Annotated in this window: 20 protein-coding genes and 1 riboswitch; of the genes, 11 read left to right on the top strand and 9 right to left on the bottom strand. The window is 45.8% G+C overall.

Annotated elements, in window-relative coordinates; translation table 11 throughout:
* Positions 1-7: 7 nt before the first annotated feature.
* Positions 8-775 carry a class I SAM-dependent methyltransferase gene (locus KO531_RS16660; protein WP_219251735.1) on the bottom strand — a complete coding sequence of 256 codons (768 nt, stop codon included), beginning with the start codon at positions 773-775 and terminating at the stop codon, positions 8-10.
* A gap of 269 nt (positions 776-1,044) precedes the next feature.
* On the opposite strand from KO531_RS16660, the gene KO531_RS16655 reads away from it, so the two are divergent.
* The 3 genes from KO531_RS16655 (at position 1,045) to KO531_RS16645 (ending at position 3,424) form a co-directional block, all read left to right on the top strand.
* Positions 1,045-1,830 (top strand): hypothetical protein, encoded by a 786-nt coding sequence (locus KO531_RS16655; protein WP_219251734.1) that lies wholly within the window; start codon positions 1,045-1,047, stop codon positions 1,828-1,830.
* A gap of 309 nt (positions 1,831-2,139) precedes the next feature.
* A complete protein-coding gene (locus KO531_RS16650) occupies positions 2,140-2,610 on the top strand; it encodes a hypothetical protein (RefSeq protein WP_219251733.1) in 471 nt (156 codons plus the stop codon).
* Positions 2,611-2,731: 121 nt separating this feature from the next.
* Positions 2,732-3,424, top strand: a complete 693-nt coding sequence (locus tag KO531_RS16645) for a hypothetical protein (RefSeq protein ID WP_219251732.1) — start codon at positions 2,732-2,734, stop codon at positions 3,422-3,424.
* Positions 3,425-4,038: 614 nt separating this feature from the next.
* On the opposite strand, the gene KO531_RS16640 is transcribed toward KO531_RS16645, so the two are convergent.
* The 3 genes from KO531_RS16640 to KO531_RS16630 all read right to left on the bottom strand — a co-directional run bounded on the left by KO531_RS16640 (position 4,039) and on the right by KO531_RS16630 (position 6,210).
* Positions 4,039-4,869 (bottom strand): isocitrate lyase/phosphoenolpyruvate mutase family protein, encoded by an 831-nt coding sequence (locus tag KO531_RS16640; RefSeq protein ID WP_219251731.1) that lies wholly within the window; start codon positions 4,867-4,869, stop codon positions 4,039-4,041.
* 102 nt (positions 4,870-4,971) lie between these two features.
* A complete protein-coding gene (locus KO531_RS16635; protein WP_219251730.1) occupies positions 4,972-5,457 on the bottom strand; it encodes a hypothetical protein in 486 nt (161 codons plus the stop codon).
* Between the two features lie 291 nt (positions 5,458-5,748).
* Entirely contained in the window at positions 5,749-6,210 is a 462-nt protein-coding gene (locus KO531_RS16630) for an AsnC family transcriptional regulator (protein ID WP_219251729.1), read from the bottom strand.
* Positions 6,211-6,340: 130 nt separating this feature from the next.
* On the opposite strand from KO531_RS16630, the gene KO531_RS16625 reads away from it, so the two are divergent.
* Complete coding sequence (locus KO531_RS16625; RefSeq protein WP_219251728.1) at positions 6,341-6,688, top strand: NIPSNAP family protein; 348 nt, start codon at positions 6,341-6,343, stop codon at positions 6,686-6,688.
* A gap of 609 nt (positions 6,689-7,297) precedes the next feature.
* Here KO531_RS16625 and KO531_RS16620 read toward each other — a convergent pair.
* Together KO531_RS16620 and KO531_RS16615 are read right to left on the bottom strand one after the other, a co-directional pair.
* Positions 7,298-7,744 carry a GIY-YIG nuclease family protein gene (locus KO531_RS16620; RefSeq protein ID WP_219251727.1) on the bottom strand — a complete coding sequence of 149 codons (447 nt, stop codon included), beginning with the start codon at positions 7,742-7,744 and terminating at the stop codon, positions 7,298-7,300.
* 11 nt (positions 7,745-7,755) lie between these two features.
* On the bottom strand, positions 7,756-9,891 hold the full coding sequence (locus KO531_RS16615; protein WP_219251726.1) for a S9 family peptidase: 2,136 nt from the start codon (positions 9,889-9,891) through the stop codon (positions 7,756-7,758).
* A 180-nt stretch (positions 9,892-10,071) separates the two neighbouring features.
* Positions 10,072-10,303, top strand: a riboswitch (FMN riboswitch).
* 190 nt (positions 10,304-10,493) lie between these two features.
* On the opposite strand from KO531_RS16615, the gene ribB reads away from it, so the two are divergent.
* The gene (ribB, locus tag KO531_RS16610; protein WP_219251725.1) at positions 10,494-11,147 is read left to right on the top strand and encodes a 3,4-dihydroxy-2-butanone-4-phosphate synthase; all 654 of its coding nucleotides are present in this window, start codon (positions 10,494-10,496) and stop codon (positions 11,145-11,147) included.
* 434 nt (positions 11,148-11,581) lie between these two features.
* Complete coding sequence (locus tag KO531_RS16605) at positions 11,582-14,806, top strand: EAL domain-containing protein (RefSeq protein ID WP_219251724.1); 3,225 nt, start codon at positions 11,582-11,584, stop codon at positions 14,804-14,806.
* Positions 14,807-14,878: 72 nt separating this feature from the next.
* Here KO531_RS16605 and ftnA read toward each other — a convergent pair whose 3' ends face one another.
* On the bottom strand, positions 14,879-15,415 hold the full coding sequence (gene ftnA, locus KO531_RS16600; RefSeq protein ID WP_105250975.1) for a non-heme ferritin: 537 nt from the start codon (positions 15,413-15,415) through the stop codon (positions 14,879-14,881).
* Between the two features lie 349 nt (positions 15,416-15,764).
* On the opposite strand from ftnA, the gene glp reads away from it, so the two are divergent.
* The 4 genes from glp (at position 15,765) to KO531_RS16580 (ending at position 18,854) form a co-directional block, all read left to right on the top strand.
* Positions 15,765-17,018, top strand: coding sequence for a gephyrin-like molybdotransferase Glp (glp, locus tag KO531_RS16595; RefSeq protein WP_219251723.1), 1,254 nt, complete (start codon positions 15,765-15,767; stop codon positions 17,016-17,018).
* 10 nt (positions 17,019-17,028) lie between these two features.
* Positions 17,029-17,799, top strand: a complete 771-nt coding sequence (moeB, locus tag KO531_RS16590; RefSeq protein WP_219251722.1) for a molybdopterin-synthase adenylyltransferase MoeB — start codon at positions 17,029-17,031, stop codon at positions 17,797-17,799.
* Positions 17,800-17,928: 129 nt separating this feature from the next.
* Positions 17,929-18,591, top strand: a complete 663-nt coding sequence (locus KO531_RS16585) for a Bax inhibitor-1 family protein (RefSeq protein WP_168826929.1) — start codon at positions 17,929-17,931, stop codon at positions 18,589-18,591.
* A gap of 17 nt (positions 18,592-18,608) precedes the next feature.
* Positions 18,609-18,854, top strand: a complete 246-nt coding sequence (locus tag KO531_RS16580) for a DUF333 domain-containing protein (RefSeq protein ID WP_219251721.1) — start codon at positions 18,609-18,611, stop codon at positions 18,852-18,854.
* An 86-nt stretch (positions 18,855-18,940) separates the two neighbouring features.
* Here KO531_RS16580 and rlmF read toward each other — a convergent pair whose 3' ends face one another.
* Entirely contained in the window at positions 18,941-20,041 is a 1,101-nt protein-coding gene (rlmF, locus tag KO531_RS16575; protein WP_219251720.1) for a 23S rRNA (adenine(1618)-N(6))-methyltransferase RlmF, read from the bottom strand.
* Positions 20,042-20,099: 58 nt separating this feature from the next.
* Entirely contained in the window at positions 20,100-20,528 is a 429-nt protein-coding gene (locus KO531_RS16570) for a flagellar basal body-associated protein FliL (RefSeq protein ID WP_105250969.1), read from the bottom strand.
* A 170-nt stretch (positions 20,529-20,698) separates the two neighbouring features.
* On the opposite strand from KO531_RS16570, the gene KO531_RS16565 reads away from it, so the two are divergent.
* Complete coding sequence (locus KO531_RS16565; protein ID WP_219251719.1) at positions 20,699-21,262, top strand: chorismate lyase; 564 nt, start codon at positions 20,699-20,701, stop codon at positions 21,260-21,262.
* Positions 21,263-21,287: the final 25 nt, after the last annotated feature.

Below are 21,287 nucleotides of genomic sequence, written 5' to 3'. Positions count from 1 at the left end.
GTTGTGATTACGCAGGCTTACGCGCACTAATGCTATACACCAAGGGCACATTCTGCCCTTGGTGTGTTAACACATAACGGCCATCGGTTTGCGCTTCGAGCCCTTCGAAACAGTTGTACGGGCTAAAATCGAATTCGTGGAAAAACTCCAACACTAAGCCCGCCTGCAATAACGCATTGATCACTTCCGATAGACTGTGTGACCAGCACATTAAGGTTTGCTGATCATCACCGGTATTTTCGGTATATGTGCCTTCCTGCTCTATGTCTGGCTCACCCCGATTAAAATAACTATAACCATCGAACAACTGCTGCGCAGGATGGAACTCGGCCATGTAAAACTGTCCGCCGGGTGTTAAACAGGCAGCCACAGTCTGCGCCCACAGAGTTAAATCCGGCAACCAAACAATGGCACCATAGGACGTAAACACAATATCGTGAGGCTCAACCTTGCTCGCCACACTGTAAACATCGCTACAGATAAACTCGGCGGACAACTGTGTCCGTTCTGCCAGTTTTTGCGCTTCAACAATCGCGACCTCTGACAAATCGACGCCAGTGACTCTCGCTCCCATTCGCGCCCACGACAAGGTGTCTAAGCCGAAATGACATTGCAGATGCAGCAAACTTTTACCTGCAACCTCGAGTTCACCTAGCTCAATTTCCCGCAGCGAAGTCTTACCACTAAGAAAGCCCGCCACATCATAAAAATCAGAAGTTAAATGTACCCGAGTGCGCGCATCCCAAGCCGTTTTGTTTGTTGTTAAATAATCCATCAGCATCCCTTCTTGTCTTTTTTGTATTTTTGATTCCGCGTGACTTGCGGAGCTTAAACTAACTTAATAAATGAGTAATTTCACTAATCTATGAGTAAATCACCCATGTAGCGGACATGTCCGCACAGTGAACCTCGGACACTTTTAGCTTAACCAATTGATTATAAATGAAACTTAAAATTGGCATAAGCTGTGCAATATCTTACCCATCGCAAGACTACTCAGCACTCACCCAAAAAATCGAGTGCCAGATAAACAAGGAAGCTAACATGTCACTACGCCCATTTATATTCACCCTCGCTTTTATAGTGTTTTTTACTGCTGGGGTATCGCTCACTGGCTGCATTCTTAATGTGAACGCTGCAGGCATGCCAGACATAGACCACCAGCAACGCGAACTCACCCTCGATAGCAAAGACTTACAAGGCCTGATTGCAGAAACTGGCGCAGGCAGCTTGGAAATTATCGGTGTCGAAGGCCTAACCCAAATTAAACTCGTCGCCGACATCTATAGCAATAAGGACGGCAACGATGACAGCAAAGTCATTCTCACCCTTGAGAAAAAAGCCAATAAAGCCAAGCTCAAGGCCAACTTTGAGCAAACAGATTCTAATAATGACTCGCCCTATATAGACCTAAAACTGCAAGTCCCTGCGAACTTTACACTGGATATTGATGACAGCTCAGGGGCTATTTTGATCAGCAAGATGACGTCAGACATGAACGTCAAAGACGGTTCGGGTGAACTCACTATCAACGGTGGTAACAATATCAACATAGAGGATGGCTCAGGTGATATTGAAATCAGCCAAATCAACGGCAGCCTAACCATTGAAGATGGCTCTGGTGCCATCAAGCTGACCGATATTCGCGGCAATACCGCAATTGATGACGGCTCGGGCAACATAGAGGTCGCCAATGTGCAAAGTGCTGTGACCATCACAGACGGCTCAGGCAATATTAATGTCTTTAACACTAAGGGATTAACGATTCTTGCGGCAGGTTCTGGCGATGTGAAATTTAACAAAATCGACGGCCCAGTAAGCATGGAATAACGCGCCGTTTTACTACCCTACACCCAAAGGTTTTACCCACTTCCCGGCGTAGAGACTGATGTTGCAACGGTTCCCAGCCAAGATGTCAGTCTTCTACCCACCCTTTTAAGCGTGTGCCCGACTTATGCATTTATGCCACTAACCCCTTGTAGTGGCATTTTTTTATACCGAAATTAAGCTTGAGTTTGCAGAAATGATGTTGATTTTATTCAGACCGTTACGCTTTAACCTTGTGGATTTGCTAAGATTGTCAGCCTTCCCACTTCAATAGTCGAAAAGTCACACTGTATTGCCAGTAAGGTCGAGAATATGGATCAGTTTTCGGAATACCAAAAAGAAATTGAAGCGCTTTCTCTATCGGATAACCCTAGACAGATAATGGAAGGACTAGGGGATATTTGTTTTGATGGCGAATCTTTTTATCGCAACGGCAATAAAGCCCTAGCCAAACACATTTTCAAGCATATTTACGCCTTAGATGCGCACTCAGACTATTTATCACACGCCAGGACTGTCGCAAAAGCCTTTCTTATAACCTTGGAAGAAATTCCCCCTATCTCCCTAGAAGATGTTATTTTACAGATAAAGCATGAGCATGCCTCATTAGCTACACATCAATTAAATCTGCTGATTGCAAAGCGTATTTTTAGGGAATTTAGTCACCATCAAGATGCTATCCACATCACTATGCAATATCTCACCCAAGCCGAGGCACTTACCCCTCTGAGCAAGAGTGACCTTCGCTTTAAAGCTTTAGTCAGCTCAAATAAGAGTGAGTAAAGGGATAGCGTGACAGAATAAATCATCAGAATTTAGAGGCGCTTCTCAAAAGAAATGCAAAAATATACCGGAAGAGATCAACGTTCTGAATTCGACAACCCAATTTTAATTAAGTGATAATATGGACATTTCATCTTTTAAGAAATATATAAAGTTAGCACCAGAAAATGTTTCAGAATGGCAGAGATGGGAAAATTCATTACCTACCTTCGATTCTATATTACCAATATTGGATTATGTATATAACGCTGAGTGGCAGCGAGATGATTGGAAAGCCATAATGGCATTCATTCGGAAAGGTTATGTTGAGCAAAATGAATCATCTGAATTGGTTGACGGGATTAAGCATGTAAATATATTCAACTCCAAAGTTATTAATCTAAAAGTTGATGTCGCAATTTCATTAAACTGCTCCATTGTTCGTTCATTAGAGTCAATTAATTTATGCTCAGACTCAGTTGAATCATTAAGTGTATCCCATGCAAGCAAACTCTCTGAAATTACCGGAAACACCCAGAATTTAAGCTACTTATCTTTAAATAAATGTCAAAAGTTAGATTTTGGTTCTATCATTTCAACGCTGGACAACGTAAAAATTTTAGACCTCAGTGGAAACCCACAGTTGTCCAGTATTGACGAGTTGCGTGGAAATAAAAATATTTTTGCGTTGTATCTTGTTGAAACAAATGTAATTAAGACTAAAGAGACAGTAGAAATCTTGGCTTCGATACCAAACTTGAAAAAACTTTGGATTAAAGCAAACAAAAAGGAGTTGGAACTTTTAAGAAAAGCCCTACCAGGGATTGTAAATTAAGCATAGAAAAAGGCCGGACATGTAGTTCGAGAGCGCGAAAAGATCTGTGTAAGTGGCATTATTAAACTGTTGAATGGATTTCAGAATACCAATAGCAGACAAACTTATCGCTCAGCAGAAGAAAAAATCGACTCATCCCAATAATAAATCCGGCAATAAACCGGCCATTGGCATTTTTTAACTTTCAATTCTTACTTCTCTAACCCTAACCCCGATGCAGACCAGTCTTTGGTGGCGAAAAAGCTTAAACACTTGATGTATTATGGAGGTTAATCGTTAAGCTATTAAGCACAGCCATTCTAGTGACTCGCCGCCCTTTCGTTTAACAAGAAGTGTCCCTATAGGCTCGACGGCGGCATCTGCTGCATACGGAAGTGCAAATACCGCAAGCTAAATCATATTCTGTTATCCTGAAACTGCGCCCAAGTGTTACGCCAAGGCCGAGCTAACCATCTCAGCAAACATTTCTCTTTAAGCAAGTTCAACAGTAAAGAATTTGCCTATTCTCTGTATTTTCGTAGCAAAATTTAACAATGGGTGTCTAAATAAACTTTTATTGGTAGCACTTTTTTTGCGCCAGCCATGCCTTGATGCTGACTGGCTCTTCCGTTGCTTTAGTCGGCAATTTCCAACGAGCCGATCATCTGGTTCATCTCGCCATAACTCAAATGACTCACGGCGGGCTGCAAATAACCGGTTTGCTGAAATATGTGCATCTGAGCCAACACATGGCTATATGCGGATTCTGCCATAAAGGACCCTGCGCTATAACGCTTGACTCCCGTGGAGAAGATTTCGTTGGCGCTCGGCGCACCCGATAATGCCATCACGTTCAAAGGTGCATCGATACCAAGGGCCACTTGCTGGCACAGTGCTAAATCGATTAACCCGGGAATAAAAATCCCATCTGCACCAGCCGCAATATAAGCTTGAGCTCGGTTGATTAAGCTGTCGGCATCCTTGTTTCCGCCGCGAAGCAATACATCCATCCTGGCATTAATAAATAACGGGTAGTCCAATGCTTTGCAGGCGTCACGCAATTGTTGAATGCGTTGTGCGCTGCTCACAAGGTCGAGCATACTGCCGTCCTGTGTATCTTCCAGATTCACGCCGACGACCCCTGCAGCCAGTAGATCTTGCGCCAAGTCGTTCATGCTTTCGCCAGCGCTTAGCAAGCCGTTTTCAACGTCGATAGACACCGGCAGTTCGGTACTGGCAACAATTGCGGCCGCATGTTGCATCACGCACTTGCGGGGGATGGTATGGCCATCGGCATATCCCATTGACCATGCAACGCCTGCGCTGGTTGTCGCAATTGCGGTCGCTCCAGCTTTTTCGGCAAGACGCACACTCATCACATCCCATACATTATTGAGTAGTAAACCGCCTTGACTGTGCAACTGGCGGAATGTCGTGATTTTGTTTATTAATTTAGTGCTTAGCATGATTTTCCTATATTTTTTAAGTGCTAGAGCAGTGGGTTGTTTGGGTATATCCATAATCTACTGCTTGGCCATTCAACACGATTCGGGTTTGCGACCATAAATTTATTGTCGGAACATTTGCATGCGCCAATTCACTTCCCAGGTTTTACCTTGATCTGCAGACATAGCTTGCTCCCAGCGCGGGGTTTCGGTAGAGGTGTCAAACCATTTGTAGCGAACCCGAATAGGTTTGCCATCCAGTTCATCATCACATTCGAAGATGCCAATACCATTTTCAAACTTACCTACGACCGGCGGCATTAAACTACCGGTGCCATCAAGACCAGCGTTGATATTGTCGAGCCAATAAATACTCCACAATTGCGTTTGCGGATTAAACAAACGCAGCGACATGCCGACAAAACCCGGGCGCCAGGAGGGTGCGAGGAAATCATCGTAGTTGCCGATGCCACCAGGCAGCAATCGCATCTCTTGGTTCGCTTCGAAATGCTCCCAGTCGTTGGAATGTTGCAAACGATGACGCAGCCGTTGGTTCTCTATCCGCCAGCGGCCAACGAAAAAATCAAAATCATGTTTAGGGTCATTCACACTGTGTTTTCCTTGACTGAGTGATGCTGTAGAAAGGGCAAGTGCCGAACGAGATCATAAGGCGCCAGGCGTTATCAGGACATAGACAAAACCAAGTAATTAGCCAAGGTGAACCACGGATTTCACAGATTTAAACCGGTTTTACTTTGGATTTCGCACAAATGGCGAAAGCTGGCTAAATTGCCCCGTGAGCAAGGGCTTGAAGGTCGAAAAAACACTGCGCATTGGTTGAGCATAGGCGGTACTGACGCTGCAAATTGCCCTTGGCAAGCGCCAGTTTTGAGGAGCGCATTAGGAGGATTTCGGCAATTGATCACCATGACAGCGTGGACGGTTTTCAAACTGAGACGACAGCACCATCGAGGTACTGGTTTTACCTATTTTACCCAACGACATTAACACGCCTTGTAAATGTTCCGGCGAGGTGACACCTATGTGCATCAGTGCACAGTGGTTACCGGTGGTCGCATGCAGTGCTAACACCTCGGAATGCGCAGCAGCCCAAGCATCCAAGGCAGCATGTGAATCCACCACAATATTGATAAAGGCTTCAAAGCTATAACCCAAGGCGCGTAAATTAACTCGGGTTTGGTAGCCCGTAATCACACCAGCCTCTTCCAAACGTCGCACCCGCTCTGTTACCGCGGGCGCAGTGAGATGGACTTGCCGGCCAATTTCGGTGTAGCTGATGCGCGCATTACTTTGCAACAGGACGATAATTTTGCGGTCGTAGTTATCAAGTTCAAAAGCCATAGTAAACCTAGTGAAATATCTTTAATTCAGTGGTTGTATCGCGGCAAATGCTTGGGATTTGCACTGTGTCGACACGAGTTTTCCACTTACCATAGTGGCTTGTTATTGCCACTTTCGCAGATGCTCATCGATGCAAAATATCATTGAAATTCGGAGTTACCAATTAAAACCAGGCACTGGGTCACAGTTCCATCAATTGTTACATGAAAAATCCTTACCACTATTGGCCGCCGCAGGGATTGATGTGGTTCTCGCCTCAGCCTCTTTGCAAACCCCAGACGCCTACATGTTAGTGAGGGCTTATCACAGCTTAGCGGATTGTGAGCAAAGCCAGCAGGCGTTTTATGCCAGTGCCGCCTGGCAAAATGGGCCGCGGGTCGCTATTTTGGCTTGCATAGAAAGCTGCAACACCATGGTTTTGACTGCCGATGCTAATTTAATCGAGATTTTACGCCATCAGGCCGGACCGACCCCGTGATCAAAAACGGCTGGTTATGCATCCAGCCAATCATCATGAACCTGTTTGCAGTCGCGTCGGTTTTGTTACTTTTTCCATTGCAGATCAATTTGCCTAAAGAAGTTTATCGAGAAACCCATGGTTAAATTTTGCGGCAAAACAACAGAATTGGGGTAATTCTTATTAAATGAAAAGGCGGCGTGTCACTGGATTGACAGTGCTTAATCGTTTCATCGGCATATACAAACATCTGGATTCCCGCTCAAAAACACTGCGGGAATGACGGAAAAAAGACAGGACATGCGTATCTTTTTAAGCAAATCGCAGACAACACCAAAGCGACAGGAGTTCACCTCCCCTCGGAGTTGCCGCAGGGCGAATAGACAAATTGCGTGAGTCTCGCCATGGATGGCGAGCTAGCTTTCGCAGGTGCAGGGATGCATCCTTCGGAAGCGATAGCAAATTTGTCGATGAGCACAAGGGGCTTCCAACTCCGTCAGGGGCGTCTTGGAGAATCCAAGGAGGATAGGACGAGCAGTCCTCCTTGGTCGGGTGTGGGGTGAAGCCCCACGACGTTGATTTAGCTTTTGCCTGAAAACAATAAGATCTGAATGACGTCAGAGTTCAGTGTTATCTGAGTACAGATTCGATCAACGCCAATTTCTGAGCACGACTCAGTTTTTTAACCGCGATTTCACGCTTTAGGGCATCGCTGCGGGTGCCGACTTGTTCTTGATACATCAAGGTTAACGGACCTTTACCACGCAGATACTTAGCGGATTTGATACCACCCGATTGATGCTCGCTAAAGCGTCGTGTGACATCTGTAGTGACACCTGTGTATAAATGCCCGTTGGCGCAGCGGACTAGATACAAGTACCAGAGGGATGCTGATTTTATGGGTGTAGGCTTCTGTGGTGCAGGATTTAATGGTACGGGATTCAGCGAAGCTTCTGTCACTGCATCTTTGGTAACGACAGCGCTAGTCACTGGGGCAAGTGTGTCTGCCACCAGTGACTCATGTTGCTGCACAGCTTCTATGTCCGTATTGCCTAGGCTGACGACTGATTCAGTCACTTGCGAATAACCTACTTCGCCATACCTAATAGACTCAAGAAGAATGCATATTCTTGGGCTGTGTCTTGGTACTGACGATAACGACCACTCTTACCGCCGTGGCCGGCTTCCATATCCACGTTAAGTAACAAGACTTTATCGTCGCTCTTGTACCATTGATTTTTAACATCGCGCAGCTTAGCGACCCACTTGGCGGGTTCAAAATACTGCACTTGCGAGTCATGCAACCCCGTCGTCACTAAGATGTGTGGGTATTCTTGCTCGGTGACATTGTCGTAGGGCGAGTAACTCAGCATGTAATCGAAATAGGTTTTCTCGTTCGGATTGCCCCACTCGTCGTACTCATTGGTGGTCAACGGAATCGACTCGTCCAGCATAGTGGTCACCACATCAACAAAAGGCACATGGGCTGCAAGGGCGAAATACTTATCCGGCGCTTGGTTAGCAATCGCGCCCATTAGCAAACCACCCGCGCTGCCGCCAGAGGCAACTACCTTGTTTTTGTCGCCATAACCTTGCGCCGTTAATGCCGTTGTTACGTCAATAAAATCATTGAAGGTATTCTTCTTATTCAACAACTTACCATTATCATACCAAGGGCGACCGAGCATTTCTGAGCCGCGCACATGGGCAATGGCATACACAAAACCGCGGTCAAGCAAACTGATAACGGATGAAGAAAAATCGGGTTCTACTGTGTAACCGTAAGATCCATAACCGTATTGATACAGAGGATTAGTGCCATCTTTCTTGAATTTATCTTTGCGATATACCAAAGAGACAGGCACTTTTGCACCGTCGCGGGCCGTCACAAATATCCGTTCGGCACGATATTGGCTGGCATCGAAGCCGCCTAAGACTTGATCTTGTTTCAATAAATCACGTCTATCGGGATTCACCAGCGAATATTCGTATACGGCTTCTGGCGTCGTTAGGCTAGAGTAGAAAATGCGTAACTTATTGCTGTCTTGCTGGGAATTAATCTCTAAACCCATCACATAAGCAGGCTCATCAAAGCTCAACTCGAAGGGCTTTTGACCATTGAGCGGCATCACTTTAATCCGCGTTAGGCCATTTTCACGGGTCTGAATAATCAGATAATCCTTGAGCACTAACTCGTCTTCGATACGGGCATTGGGATTATGCGCAACCACTTCTTGCCACTTAGATTTATCCGCAGCATCTTTAATGGCGACTTTCATCAAACGGAAGTTAGTCGCCTGCCAGTTGGTGAGAATGTAATAAGTATCACCCAGCTTAGACACACTGTATTCGTGGCCTTCTTCCCGCGCTAATACTGGCTTGAATAAACCTAAAGGCTCGCTGGCATCGAGAATAGACACTTCACTCGTCGTGGTGCTTTCTTGGAACAACACAATTTGCGACTCATCTAAGGTTTTGCCGAGTGAGATATAAAATGAATCGTCCTGTTCTTCATACACTAAGACATCGCTCGATTGCTTAGTGCCCAGCTCGTGGCGATACACTTGATAGCCCAGCAAGGTTTTTAGATCTTTGGCGATATAGAACACATGCTTGTTGTCGTTCGCCCACACTACGCGACCTTCGGTATTTTCAAGCACGTCGGTGATCATGTCGCCCGAAGCCAAATCTTTAAAATAGATATGATATACACGGCGGCTGAGGACGTCTTCGCCAAAGGCCAACATGGTTTCATCTGGGCTCACACTCGCGCCGCCTAAACCATAAAACTCATGGCCCTTAGCTCGCTCGTTAACATCGAGCATCACTTGCTCAACACCATCGGCGCCCTTACGGCTGATCAGCGGATATTCGCTGCCCTCTTGGTATCTGTGATAGTAACTGTGCTGATGCCATTGGTACGGCACGCTCGACTCATCGGCGACTAAACGCTCGGTTAACTCTTTATAAAGACCATCTTGCAGCGGCTTTAATGGTTTGAAATAAGCCGCGGTATAGCGATTCTCAGCGTTGAGATAGGCCAACACTTTAGGATCTTTGCGCTCATCATCACGCAGCCAATAGTAATCATCGGTACGCGTTACGCCATGTAAAGTCATCACATGGGGAATTTTTTCAGCAACCGGGGCGGGTACTTGCCCTTTGGAGGTCGAACAAGCGGATAACAGCATAGCAATACCTAAAGTGAGTAGCAGAGAGCGCATTTATACGTCCTTGTGACGTCCATAACGACCGTCGAAGAATGCGACGGCAAGTCAATTAGCTTATGTGTTCAGTATGATAGTGGTCAGGTGTGCACTAGCGCAAACATTGAACGCGAGAAGTTGCCATTCGCGGTAAATAAGAGCAACATAACCGCGTTTTTGAGCGCAAATGGCTCAAAAGCAAATTCTCAGGGCGGGGTGAAACTCCCCACCGGCGGTAAATGGGTAACGACTAAGTGATTATTTTGCTGAGCGACACCCAAAGCCCGCGAGCGCCCGAAATCACTTTCGGGGTCAGCAGATCTGGTGCCTTAGATTTTGCCTAGTGCAAAACTGACTATTCCAGAGCCGACGGTAATGGACTGTTTGCTTCAATGGCGACAGTGCTGAGTCCGGATGGAAGAGAATGTAAGACAACACCTTGCAGTATTTAAGTGCAACGCGCTTATGTATTGCAGTGTTAGCCTCATGTTTTGCAATAACTTCACCCCAAGTGAAGTGATATTGCTACAGCAAAATCGAGCCATTGGGTTTGATTACGTTGTATTTCTGCACGCCCTGATTCTGGATATTCCAATGTCGTTTATTTAAGGATATTAACCATGAATCAGTCTTTACTTGCTCCTTTTGGTACTGCTATCGAACGCGTTGAAGCGGGTCTTAATGCCCTGCGTCAAGGCCAAGGTGTGTTAGTTGTCGATGACGAAGATAGAGAAAACGAAGGCGATTTAATTTTCGCTGCCGAGACGCTGACTAACGCGCAAATGGCCATGCTCATCCGTGAATGTAGCGGTATTGTTTGCCTGTGTTTACCCGATGCAAAAGTCAAAGCCCTCGAATTGCCCCCTATGGTGGAAAACAACTCGAGCCAATACGGCACTGCGTTTACTGTGAGTATTGAAGCTAAAGTCGGTGTGACGACTGGCGTTTCTGCCGCTGACCGCGTGACCACCATTAAAGCGGCGATTGCCGATAACGCTAAGCCAAGCGATCTCGCTCGTCCTGGCCATGTGTATCCACTTCGCGCCCAACCGGGTGGGGTGTTGACCCGCCGTGGTCACACTGAAGGCACTATCGATTTAATGCAACTCGCAGGTTTAAAAGCCGCTGGCGTATTGTGTGAAGTCACTAACACCGATGGCACTATGGCGCGTTTGCCCGAAATTATTGCCTTCGGAACTCAGCACAATATACCCGTGTTAACGATTGAAGATATTGTCGTTTATCGCAAATCATTGCTGGCCAATGTCGGCTAGATAACATGCCAATCGCCTGAATCTAGGGCATTGATTTAAATAGAAGGACGTTTAGCTGCGGCAAACGTCCTTTTTATTTAAGTAGATTTACCGTTAATAATCGCGTTCCACCTAATGCACTAAAAAACCGATGAAAGGTAAAGTTAAACAAGTCATTCTTTCGAATGATGAAATACTGCTTCACATCACAGACAAAGCAAATGCTTGTTTGATAGGTGCAAAATAGGTTAATAAAAATAGTCTCTTAGCATGATATATAACAATTTGCTTAATTTCGTGACCTAGATTAGATATCCATAAACTAAAGGTCGCGGTAGCTGGCTGCCTATGTTAAATATCCTCACCCTGTGCCTAGTCCTATTTGTAACTCGGATTCAACGTTATTACGTTGAATTTTCTTTTTCTGCCTAGGCGAACGAGTGGAGTGATCTTTAATGCCGTCAGCGCTACACCATCTCAGTTTGAAGCAAAAGCTCATTCTGTTTTCGTTAGTCCCATTATTAATGATGAGCTTTTTCATTCTGACGCGCATGCATGACTTAATAAAGGAATCACACTCGGCCAAGCACAATCATCTTGCGGTACAAACAACGGTACAAATCACTGAGCTACTCTATCAGTTGCAAAACGAATATGGTCTAAGTACAAATCAGCGACCAACCGATGAAGTGCTATTACAGCAACAAGCGACTAGATCAAAAGCACTCAATGCGTTATTGAACAGTGAGCCTTTAGAGCATCTTCTGGAGGCGCTCGACCCTAAAAGTATTGAAGCAAACAAAATGAACGCATTGTTGGATGCGCTCAAACTCACAGGCAACAAACTCGCTAACGTTCACCAAAACCACACAGACGAAACACTGAGTCAGTTTACGGAACTCTATAATCAATTCCACACTCAGCTTTTACAGCTCATCCAGTTATTACAGTTACAAACCAATGAAATCAGTCAGTCCCGTGCCTATACCGATCTATTGAACCTGCTTATGGTGCAGGAGTTGGCCGTAAAAGAACGAAGTGCCATCAATCAATTACTGCTCAGCAAGTCACTCAATATTAATGATTACCGCACCATAATCTCCTTTATGTATGAATATGAGCGAGCCGTGATGCACGCGAGTAATGCATCAATTTCCGATAGAAGGTCCTTACTGCAAAACCTACAAGATTCGCCAGAAAATCAACGCATTCTGCAAATCAGCAAGCAAATTGAACAACAAACTCGCATTAGCGCTCTGGCACAAAATATTAATGCCTACTTAGGTTACGGTGGCTTAATGGGCAGTTTTCAGGACTATTTGCTTAAGGGCGATGAGATTTCACTGCAAAAATTTAATGCAGCACTTGCGACGATTCAGCTTAATTTGGATGAACTCAGTCACGAGACTCGTTCTCTACCCGAATTTAAGGCAGCGCTGAAAACCATTGAGGACAGCATAAATCAATACCAGTTCAGCATGGTCAAGTTGCAGCAACTGAAGCAGCAAGGTTTGCCGATGACGGAGATCAAAGCCATCGCGCAAGTCCCTGCCAGCGAGGACAAATTAAGCCAAGCGATGAGCCAACTATTAATGCCGCCACATCCAATTGATAGCCAGGAGTGGTGGGATCTCACCACTCAGCGTATCAATCAACTACATTTGCTGGCGCAAAATATCACCAAGAACATGGCGCAGCAGAGCGAATATCAACAAAACCACACCTTAATCTTACTCGGCTTATACTTGTTCTCGGCTTTGTTCACCGCGACCATCACACTTTGGCTTGGACAAAAGATCATCCGCAATTTTATGGATAAGATCACTAAGATTGCCAATGACATGCAGCAAATGGCAGCAGATCCACAGCTCAATATTAATATCCAAGTCTCAGGCACAGATGAACTCGCCCGCATGGCCAGCGCCATGAACCGTATGATTAGCGAACGGCAAAAAGCGAACCACGCCCTAAGCCGCGCTGCAGCTGTGTTTGACTATTCTGCCGAAGGCATAGTGGTGACAGATGCCGACAACCATATTGAACTCGTCAACCCCGCGTTTTGCCACATTACGGGCTATTCATTGGAAGAAGTGAAAGGCCGCAGTCCCTCCCTACTCAGCTCTAGCCGTCATCCTAAGCACTTTTATACCGCCATGTGGGAGTCACTACAAAAAGAAGGGAAATGGGAGGGTGAAGTTTGGAATAAACGCAAAGATGGCCAAGTGTATCCCGAGTATCTAGCGATTACAGTGGTGCGAAATGAGCAAGGTAAAATAATCCAACATATTGGTTTATTTATGGATATCAGTAAGCGAAAGCAATATGAGCAGGATCTTTGGTATCAGGCCAACTTCGATGGATTAACTGGACTGCCTAATCGTAAGTTGTTCAATGAACGACTGCAGCACGAAATCCATGTGGCGCAGCATGACTCTCGCAAGCTGGCTATCTTGCTGATTGATTTGGATCAATTCAAATATATCAATGATGTACAAGGCCATGCCACTGGCGACTTATTACTTAAAGATGTCGCAAAGCGCTTAGAAGGCATTACGGGGAAAACCGATTTTATCGCACGTATCGGTGGCGATGAGTTTGTACTTATTTTGCCGCGACTGACTAACGAACTCGCCATCGAACACATGGCAACCCGAATCATTGAAACCTTAGGTATGCCATTTAACTTAAATGACCGCGAGATCCAGATTTCGGCCAGCTTTGGTATTGGCGTCTATCCCGAAGATGGGTTAGATACCGGCTCACTCACCCGCAATACCGAAACCGCCATGTATCAAGCCAAAGATGCGGGACGGAACAATTTTAAATACTTCACCGCGGGTATGAATCAAGCCATGTTCGCCCGGATGGAGTTAGAACAACGTCTACGCCGTGCCGTGGCACAAAATGAATTTGCCCTGCATTATCAACCTATCGTGGATATGCAAACCGGAAGTGTCTGCAGCGTCGAAGCCCTTATCCGCTGGCAAGACCCCGAGCTTGGGTTGATCCCGCCGGATCAATTTATCCCGTTAGCCGAAGAGACCGGATTGATAGAGCCTATGGGCGAATGGGTGCTCAACCAAGCCATGCATGATCTGAGGCAATGGCAGAAAAGTGGCTTAAATATTAATGTCGCGATTAATGTTTCCAGCCGCCAATGTATCAATACACGCGGCATGGGGTTCGACCAAGTGTTGCAAGAGTGCTTCAACCGCCACCACGTTAACCCACGAAATGTGCATATTGAGATCACTGAAAGCATGCTGATGGGCGATGCCAGCCATTGCTTGAGCACGCTCGAGTCTATTCGCCATTTAGGCTCGCAAATCTATATCGATGACTTTGGTACGGGTTATTCTTCCCTGAGTTATCTGAAAAAATTCCCGATTTCAGTGATTAAAATCGACCGCAGCTTTGTGGAAAATGCCCTCGAAAATAACTCGAACGCCAACTTAGTCAAAGCGATTGTCATGATGGGGCAAAGCCTAGAAATGGAGTTAGTTGCTGAAGGCATAGAAACCGAAGCACAGTGGCACTTCCTACGAGATTTAGGTTGTCACTTCGCTCAAGGGTATTTGATCTCCAAGCCGCTCCCCTTCAATGAAATCACTCCCTTGCTACGCATCAAGCACACAGCACTGTTGAATGATGGCTATCAAGATAAATGCGTGAATATCTAAGCTTATAAAAAATAAAACGATAAAGAGCAAAAAAGCAGCCTAGGCTGCTTTTTTGTGGCAAATAAAACGGGTTTAAGCCTGTGGTTGGCCTTGACCGTTCATTATGCTTTCGCCCCCCTTAGAGGCTAGCTTAGCTAAATCTTTATCTATAAAGAACAGTGCCTTACCATCTTCGCCCACTAAACGTATCTTATCGACAATCGACTTAAACAGCTTTTCTTCTTCATGCTGCTCAGCGACATACCATTGTAAGAAGTTAAAGGTTGAGTAATCTTGATTCGAAAATGCGGCATGGGCCAAGGCATTGATCTGACGGGTAATCAGCTGCTCATGCTCATAGGTTAATTCAAACAACGCCAGTAAAGAATCGAACTGTGACTGCGGCGCCGCAATCGCACCTAACAAAGGTAAGCCACCAGTTTCACTCACATACGTGAACAGACGACGCATATGGCCCATTTCTTCATCCGCGTGCTCACGCATAAACTTAGCTGCGCCTTCAAATCCCTGATCTTCACACCACGCACTCATTTGCAGGTATAAATTTGAGGAGAAGAACTCCATATTAATTTGTTCATTCAACTTTTCGATCATAGTTGCAGACAGCATAGTAAATCCTCTTTTGCATTCGAACTGAATCATGGGGGACATTGTCATCAAGGGGGTCGACAAAAGCAACAAAATTTACCTTTGGATTTCTTGCTAAGTTAATGATTCATTGATAAAAATGATTTTCATTTGTTCATCGACTCGCGTTCAACCCTCGAATTAGCGCAGTAAATTGTGTAACTTCTAGCGAGGTTATCACCCAAAGTGGCAGAAAAAACTGACTGGCCTATCACAGAAACTCACATGCAAATCATAGCCATCCCAGATCACCGTGGCATAATAGCCAGTCATAATCAGGTGGAAATTCATTCAGCGTCATTACGACCCATTGCATATAAGGCAGACCCTAATGTCCGTAACAGCCGATCCTTGTTCGCAACCTAGCTTAATGCATCCAGATCAAGCTATTCCCCTTTTGCTCGAGCAAGTTAGCCCAGTGTCAGACACCGAAGTCGTATTGCTTCCCCATGCCCTTGGCCGCGTCCTAGCAGAAGATTTAGCTTCCTGCATCGACCTGCCGCCCTTTAACAACTCCTCTATGGACGGCTACGCCTTCCGTTTTGTCGACTTAAATACGCAAACCAATCAGACCGCATTGCGCCTTATCGGTAGTTCCTTCGCTGGCCATGGTTTTAAAGGTGAAGCCAAACCTAATACCTGCGTGCGGATCATGACGGGCGCGCCCGTGCCTACAGGTTATGACACAGTGCAAATGCAGGAAGAAACCGAGGTTGAAGGAGAGATTATTCATATCCGCCATCCTAGGGCGCAAGGCGCCAATGTGCGTTGCCGCGGTGAAGAACTCACCCAAGGCACTAAAGTACTCAGTGCTGGCATTCAAATTGGTGCTGCCGAACTCGGGGTGTTGGCCACTATTGGTGTTAGCCAAGTGCGAGTTTATCGTCAGCTTAAAGTGGCATTTTTCTCCACAGGCGATGAACTGCGTCCCGTTGGCAGCGAATTAGCCCTAGGACAAATTTACGATTCAAACCGTTACTCGATCCAAGGATTACTCAGCCGCGCTAACGTGGAATGGCTCGATTTAGGCGTGATTGCCGATGATCCTGAAGCCATACGTCAGGCATTTCGCTATGCTGCCAGCCAAGCCGACATGGTATTGACCTCGGGTGGCGTGTCGGTCGGTGAAGCGGATTTCACTAAACAAATTCTTGATGAGGAAGGCAAAATTACCTTCTGGAAACTCGCCATCAAACCAGGCAAGCCCTTTGCCATGGGCCGAATAGGCAAAGCGATATTCTGTGGTTTACCGGGGAATCCCGTGTCTTCTATGGTGACGTTTTACAAACTCGTTTGGCCAATACTGAACAAGATGCAGGGGTTAACCCCAGTTGCACCTTTGATGTTAGACGCTACGCTCACCACGCCTGTGCGTAAACAACCGGGCCGCGTCGAATATCAACGGGGCATTTTAAGCCGTAATGCACAAGGTAAACTTGAAGTTGCCATTACTGGTAGCCAAGGTTCTGGCATGTTGACTTCGATGAGCTTAGCAAACTGTTTCGTTTTATTGGAGCAATTCCAAGGTGATACTCCCGCTGGCACCCAAGTGACGGTCGAGCCATTTAACAGCGTGCTTTGCTAGGAAAATCCCAATGAATGTGCCAGAAGATATTCTCAGCAACAGCGAACTCTTAAGATACAGCCGCCAAATATCCATCAAGGCTATGGATATCGACGGTCAAGAACGCTTAAAACAAGCCAAAGTGCTGATGATAGGCGCTGGCGGTTTGGGCTGTGCCGCCAGCCAGTACCTCACGGTTGCGGGTATTGGTGAACTGACACTGGTCGATTTTGATACAGTTGAATTATCCAACTTGCAGCGCCAAGTGCTTCATCAAGATGCCAATGTCGGCCAGCCTAAAGTCGAATCGGCTAAACAGAGCCTCATGCAGCTCAATCCCTTTATTAAGTTCAACATTATCAATGCAGTATTAGATGATCATGAGATTGACGCCCTAGTCGCCGATCATGGCCTAGTGCTCGACTGTACCGATAATGTCAGTGTGCGCGAGCAACTTAATCTCAGCTGTTTTAAGCATAAAGTGCCCTTAGTGTCCGCCGCGGCAATTCGGATGGAAGGCATGGTCACTGTGTTCGATTATCACAGCGAAACGCCTTGTTATCATTGCTTTAGCGCCCTATTTGGCGAGCAACAACTGAGCTGTGTTGAATCGGGCATCCTAGCACCAGTGGTTGGTATGATAGGTTGTTTGCAGGCGGTTGAAGCCATCAAAGTGATTACTGGCATGGGTAAAACCTTAGCAGGACGCATTTTGATGATCGATGCAATGACGATGGAGTTTCGCGAGATGAAGTTACCGAAACAAGCCAACTGCAGTGTGTGTGGCACTAAAGGGGCTTAAGGTTGTTCTCGCTTGAAAAACGGCTTTATTTACACTAGCTTAATTGCCACCGCTTAATTTGCCGTCATATAGCTCAACACTGATGACGCTTAATGGCCCGTTAACATAAGGAAATCACAAGGAAAACATATGGATTCGGAAAACAGTGTATTTGACCGCATGACCACAGACGACCCCATAGTTGGCGCAGGTATTTACAACCTCGTTATCGGCCTCACGCTAATTTGGGGTTTTGCCGTTAACTATTGGATGGTCACCAATATAGACCCAGAGGCGATTGCCAGTGTTAATCCTTGGATTTTCTTTATCGGCTATTTCGCCTCCTGTTTCTTTGGGATTTATCTGTTCCAAAAATCGACTAATCCCGTTGTCAGTTTTATTGGCTACAACTTTGTAGTCGTGCCCTTCGGCTTAATTATCAATATGGTGGTCAGTCAATACGATCCCGAATTGGTGACCGAAGCCATTCGTATCACAGGGCTAGTGACCATAGCCATGATGTGTTTAGGCACACTCTTCCCCGCCTTTTTCCAAAAAATTTCCGGCGCACTCACGATTGCTTTATTGCTCGTTATCGTCGTCGAACTGATTGAAGTGTTTATCTTTAATACTCACCACGGCATTTTAGATTGGATCGTCGTGCTGATTTTCTGCGGTTATATTGGTTATGACTGGGGACGAGCGAATCAAATTCCTAAAACCATAGATAATGCTATCGATAGCGCCGCCGCTTTGTATATGGATATCATCAACTTGTTCCTACGGATCCTGCGGATTTTAGGGCGAAAATAACTCACCAAGGAGTGTCTATGAAAATCAAATTCCTACTTGTTACTGCTCCACTTCTGGCGAGTGTGGTATTAGTCGGATGCAGTGATACTGAACAAGTAAAAATAGCCAATCCCGCCTCTGAGTATTGTGTCTCCATTGGTGGCAAATTAACAATTGAGAAAACAGCCGAAGGTGAACATGGGATCTGCACCTTACCCAGCGGTGAAGCCATTGAAGAGTGGGCGTTATTCCGTCGCGAGCATAAGGAAGAAAAGCCGCAGTAACAGTGGCTATTTTTACCTTTAATAAAAACAGGCGCTATTGGCGCCTGTTTTGTTAACAGTACTTAATTGGGTCATACCCAAAAGCCTTAACGGGCTAAGTGTTCACCGCGCCAGATTGTGCGCTTAGCTGCTGACTGGAAGCTCCACGCTAAAACCCGCGTAATTTTATTACCCTGCTGCATCTCAATCGTTTTCACAGTATCGACTTTCAACTGCGCTAAGGCTTGATAACAAGGTTTCAGGTTTTCCTTCTTCGACACTAGACTGGTAAACCATAAGCATTGATCTGCAACCATTTGGCTCTCACGGATCATAGTCGCTAGAAACTGTCGTTCACCACCTTGGCACCAAAGCTCAGCCGCTTGACCGCCGAAATTCAGCTTAGGGGAAGACTTGACCAAGCCACCTCGATTGAGCTGCAGATTATTCACCTTACGCTTTGTACCTTCGCTCGCCTCAGCCATAGAGGCATGAAATGGCGGATTGCACAGGGTTAACTCAAAACGTTCTCCGGCTTGAATGATTCCCTTGAAGACCGCCTTGTCATCTGGCTGTAATCGTAAACTTATCTGCCCTTGCAGCAATGGGTTTTGCTCAATAATACTCTGCACATTACTGAGTGAACCGGCATTAATATCCGAGGCGACAAATTGCCAACCGTATACTTGGCAACCCAATATGGGATAAATACCGTTCGCGCCAGTGCCGATATCTAATACCCTAGTTTTATCCAAAGCAAATACATCATCGCCTTCGGCTAGAAGGTCTGCTAAATAATGTAAATAATCGACTCGACCGGGAATAGGAGGACATAACGCTCCATCAGGAATATCCCAAGACTCAATCCCATAATGATATTTCAGTAGCGCCGCATTAAGGATTTTAACTGCTAACGGATCGGCAAAATCGACCGATAAAGCCCCATAAGGCGTGGGTCGAACAAAGGCTTTTAGCTTAGGGAATGAACTCATCAGCGCCGGAAAATCATAGCCGTTCAAGTGTACATTTCGAGGATGTAAAGCTTTTTTAATCTCAGCACTAGGCCTGTTTTTGACCGACTTGGCTTTGCCTTTCACCTCAGTTCTAGCCTGCTTTGGTGCTTTAGTTTTTGCATGACCAATGTTGGCTGTACTCGTTAGGCGTTTCGCAGTCACTAATTGGACGGGTTTCACGGCAGGTTTTGACATAATAGCTCTTGTAACGCAATGGGCCGACCTGAGTCAGCCCATGGAATGGGGCAGTAAATTAATCGTACAGATAAGAGGTAAACAATAAGTTTACGATCAAGGGTTTGCCAGCTTCTTTGGTGATCAAGTTGTTGACCATTTCAAAGCACTCACGACGAATCTCTTCACGACCCGTGAGCGACTTAATCTTCTCTTCCGATTGATTGCCTAACACTTCAACAATTGCGGCTCGCAATAATGGATTATGGAGCTCAATTGTCACTAGATCATCTGGACTCTTTACCATTAACTCAACGCTAATCTTCACAAAACCCAATTTCTTGCGATTAGAAATATAGTTAGTGACAATTTCGGGTTCGAAACCATAGTAGGCATACTCACCCGTAGGTGGGGTTGCTGCAGCAGGTGCTGCTTCTTTTTCATCGGCCGCATAAACACTGAAAACACTGGTAAACAGGATCAGACAGACTGAGAGTAATTTTTTCATAGCGGCTTACGGCTCCCTAAAACAATAATGGTAATGGAAGAAACTTCCCAATCTATATAGCCAAACAACCTGAAGATGCAGTATCCGTATCTGGAAGTAGCTTGGGTATATATGCTCGCGTCGCGACATGCTAGACTGCCGACGTTTGTTTATATTGTAACGAGTATTTAATGAATGTGACTAGCTTAAGCTTTCCCTATGGTGAATCTATTCAGTGGTTTTCAGCCGATCTAGCCGACAAACTCCCCAAATCGCCCTTGAAAGAATGGTTGCTTGCCACTGGCAGCCTAACGCAAAAACTCAAAACTTGCTGTGCTCAATTTGAAGTAAAGATACTAGGCGAAGGACTGCATGCTCCCTTAGAGGGCGAATATCCCCAGCAAGGTGCTGTATGGATCCGTGAAGTCTTGCTTTGCCTCGACTCGATACCTTGGGTATTTGCCAGAACCTTGATCCCTGAAAAATTAATGGCCGAGCGCAAAATGGATTTCCTTAGTTTGGGTACTCGCCCCTTAGGTGAATTACTGTTTAGCCAAGATAACTTCATCCCCGGTAGAATCGAAGTGGCCAGTTTCGAAACCTGTAGTCGCCTTGGCCACTTAGCTGAAAGTTTAGATCAAAGTGTCGAACATGCACTCTGGGGACGCCGCCGCTATTTCCATCACGGTGAGCATGAAATGATCGTCAGCGAAATCTTTCTGCCAGCGGCCGAGCAAGCTATCCGTCAGTTGTAAACTTTAGATTTCACCCAAAGCTTAG

Source organism: Shewanella sp. NKUCC06_TVS (assembly GCF_019345515.1).
GTDB classification, from domain to species: Bacteria; Pseudomonadota; Gammaproteobacteria; order Enterobacterales; family Shewanellaceae; genus Shewanella; species Shewanella oncorhynchi.
Note: the sequence above shows the minus strand (reverse complement) of the source record. Positions and strands in the feature narration are given on the sequence as shown.

Bases quoted from the DNA above. Each gene is read 5' to 3' on its own strand.
- rlmF (WP_219251720.1), bottom strand. From the start codon at position 20,041: ATGTCAAAACCTGCCGTGAAACCCGTCCAATTAGTGACTGCGAAACGC.
- KO531_RS16640 (WP_219251731.1), bottom strand. From the start codon at position 4,869: ATGCTAAGCACTAAATTAATAAACAAAATCACGACATTCCGCCAGTTG.
- KO531_RS16645 (WP_219251732.1), top strand. From the start codon at position 2,732: ATGGACATTTCATCTTTTAAGAAATATATAAAGTTAGCACCAGAAAAT.
- KO531_RS16605 (WP_219251724.1), top strand. From the start codon at position 11,582: ATGCCGTCAGCGCTACACCATCTCAGTTTGAAGCAAAAGCTCATTCTG.
- KO531_RS16625 (WP_219251728.1), top strand. From the start codon at position 6,341: ATGCAAAATATCATTGAAATTCGGAGTTACCAATTAAAACCAGGCACT.
- glp (WP_219251723.1), top strand. From the start codon at position 15,765: ATGTCCGTAACAGCCGATCCTTGTTCGCAACCTAGCTTAATGCATCCA.
- KO531_RS16615 (WP_219251726.1), bottom strand. From the start codon at position 9,891: ATGCGCTCTCTGCTACTCACTTTAGGTATTGCTATGCTGTTATCCGCT.
- KO531_RS16570 (WP_105250969.1), bottom strand. From the start codon at position 20,528: ATGAAAAAATTACTCTCAGTCTGTCTGATCCTGTTTACCAGTGTTTTC.
- KO531_RS16565 (WP_219251719.1), top strand. From the start codon at position 20,699: ATGAATGTGACTAGCTTAAGCTTTCCCTATGGTGAATCTATTCAGTGG.
- ribB (WP_219251725.1), top strand. From the start codon at position 10,494: ATGAATCAGTCTTTACTTGCTCCTTTTGGTACTGCTATCGAACGCGTT.
- KO531_RS16585 (WP_168826929.1), top strand. From the start codon at position 17,929: ATGGATTCGGAAAACAGTGTATTTGACCGCATGACCACAGACGACCCC.
- KO531_RS16650 (WP_219251733.1), top strand. From the start codon at position 2,140: ATGGATCAGTTTTCGGAATACCAAAAAGAAATTGAAGCGCTTTCTCTA.
- KO531_RS16655 (WP_219251734.1), top strand. From the start codon at position 1,045: ATGTCACTACGCCCATTTATATTCACCCTCGCTTTTATAGTGTTTTTT.
- KO531_RS16580 (WP_219251721.1), top strand. From the start codon at position 18,609: ATGAAAATCAAATTCCTACTTGTTACTGCTCCACTTCTGGCGAGTGTG.
- ftnA (WP_105250975.1), bottom strand. From the start codon at position 15,415: ATGCTGTCTGCAACTATGATCGAAAAGTTGAATGAACAAATTAATATG.
- moeB (WP_219251722.1), top strand. From the start codon at position 17,029: ATGAATGTGCCAGAAGATATTCTCAGCAACAGCGAACTCTTAAGATAC.
- KO531_RS16630 (WP_219251729.1), bottom strand. From the start codon at position 6,210: ATGGCTTTTGAACTTGATAACTACGACCGCAAAATTATCGTCCTGTTG.
- KO531_RS16660 (WP_219251735.1), bottom strand. From the start codon at position 775: ATGGATTATTTAACAACAAACAAAACGGCTTGGGATGCGCGCACTCGG.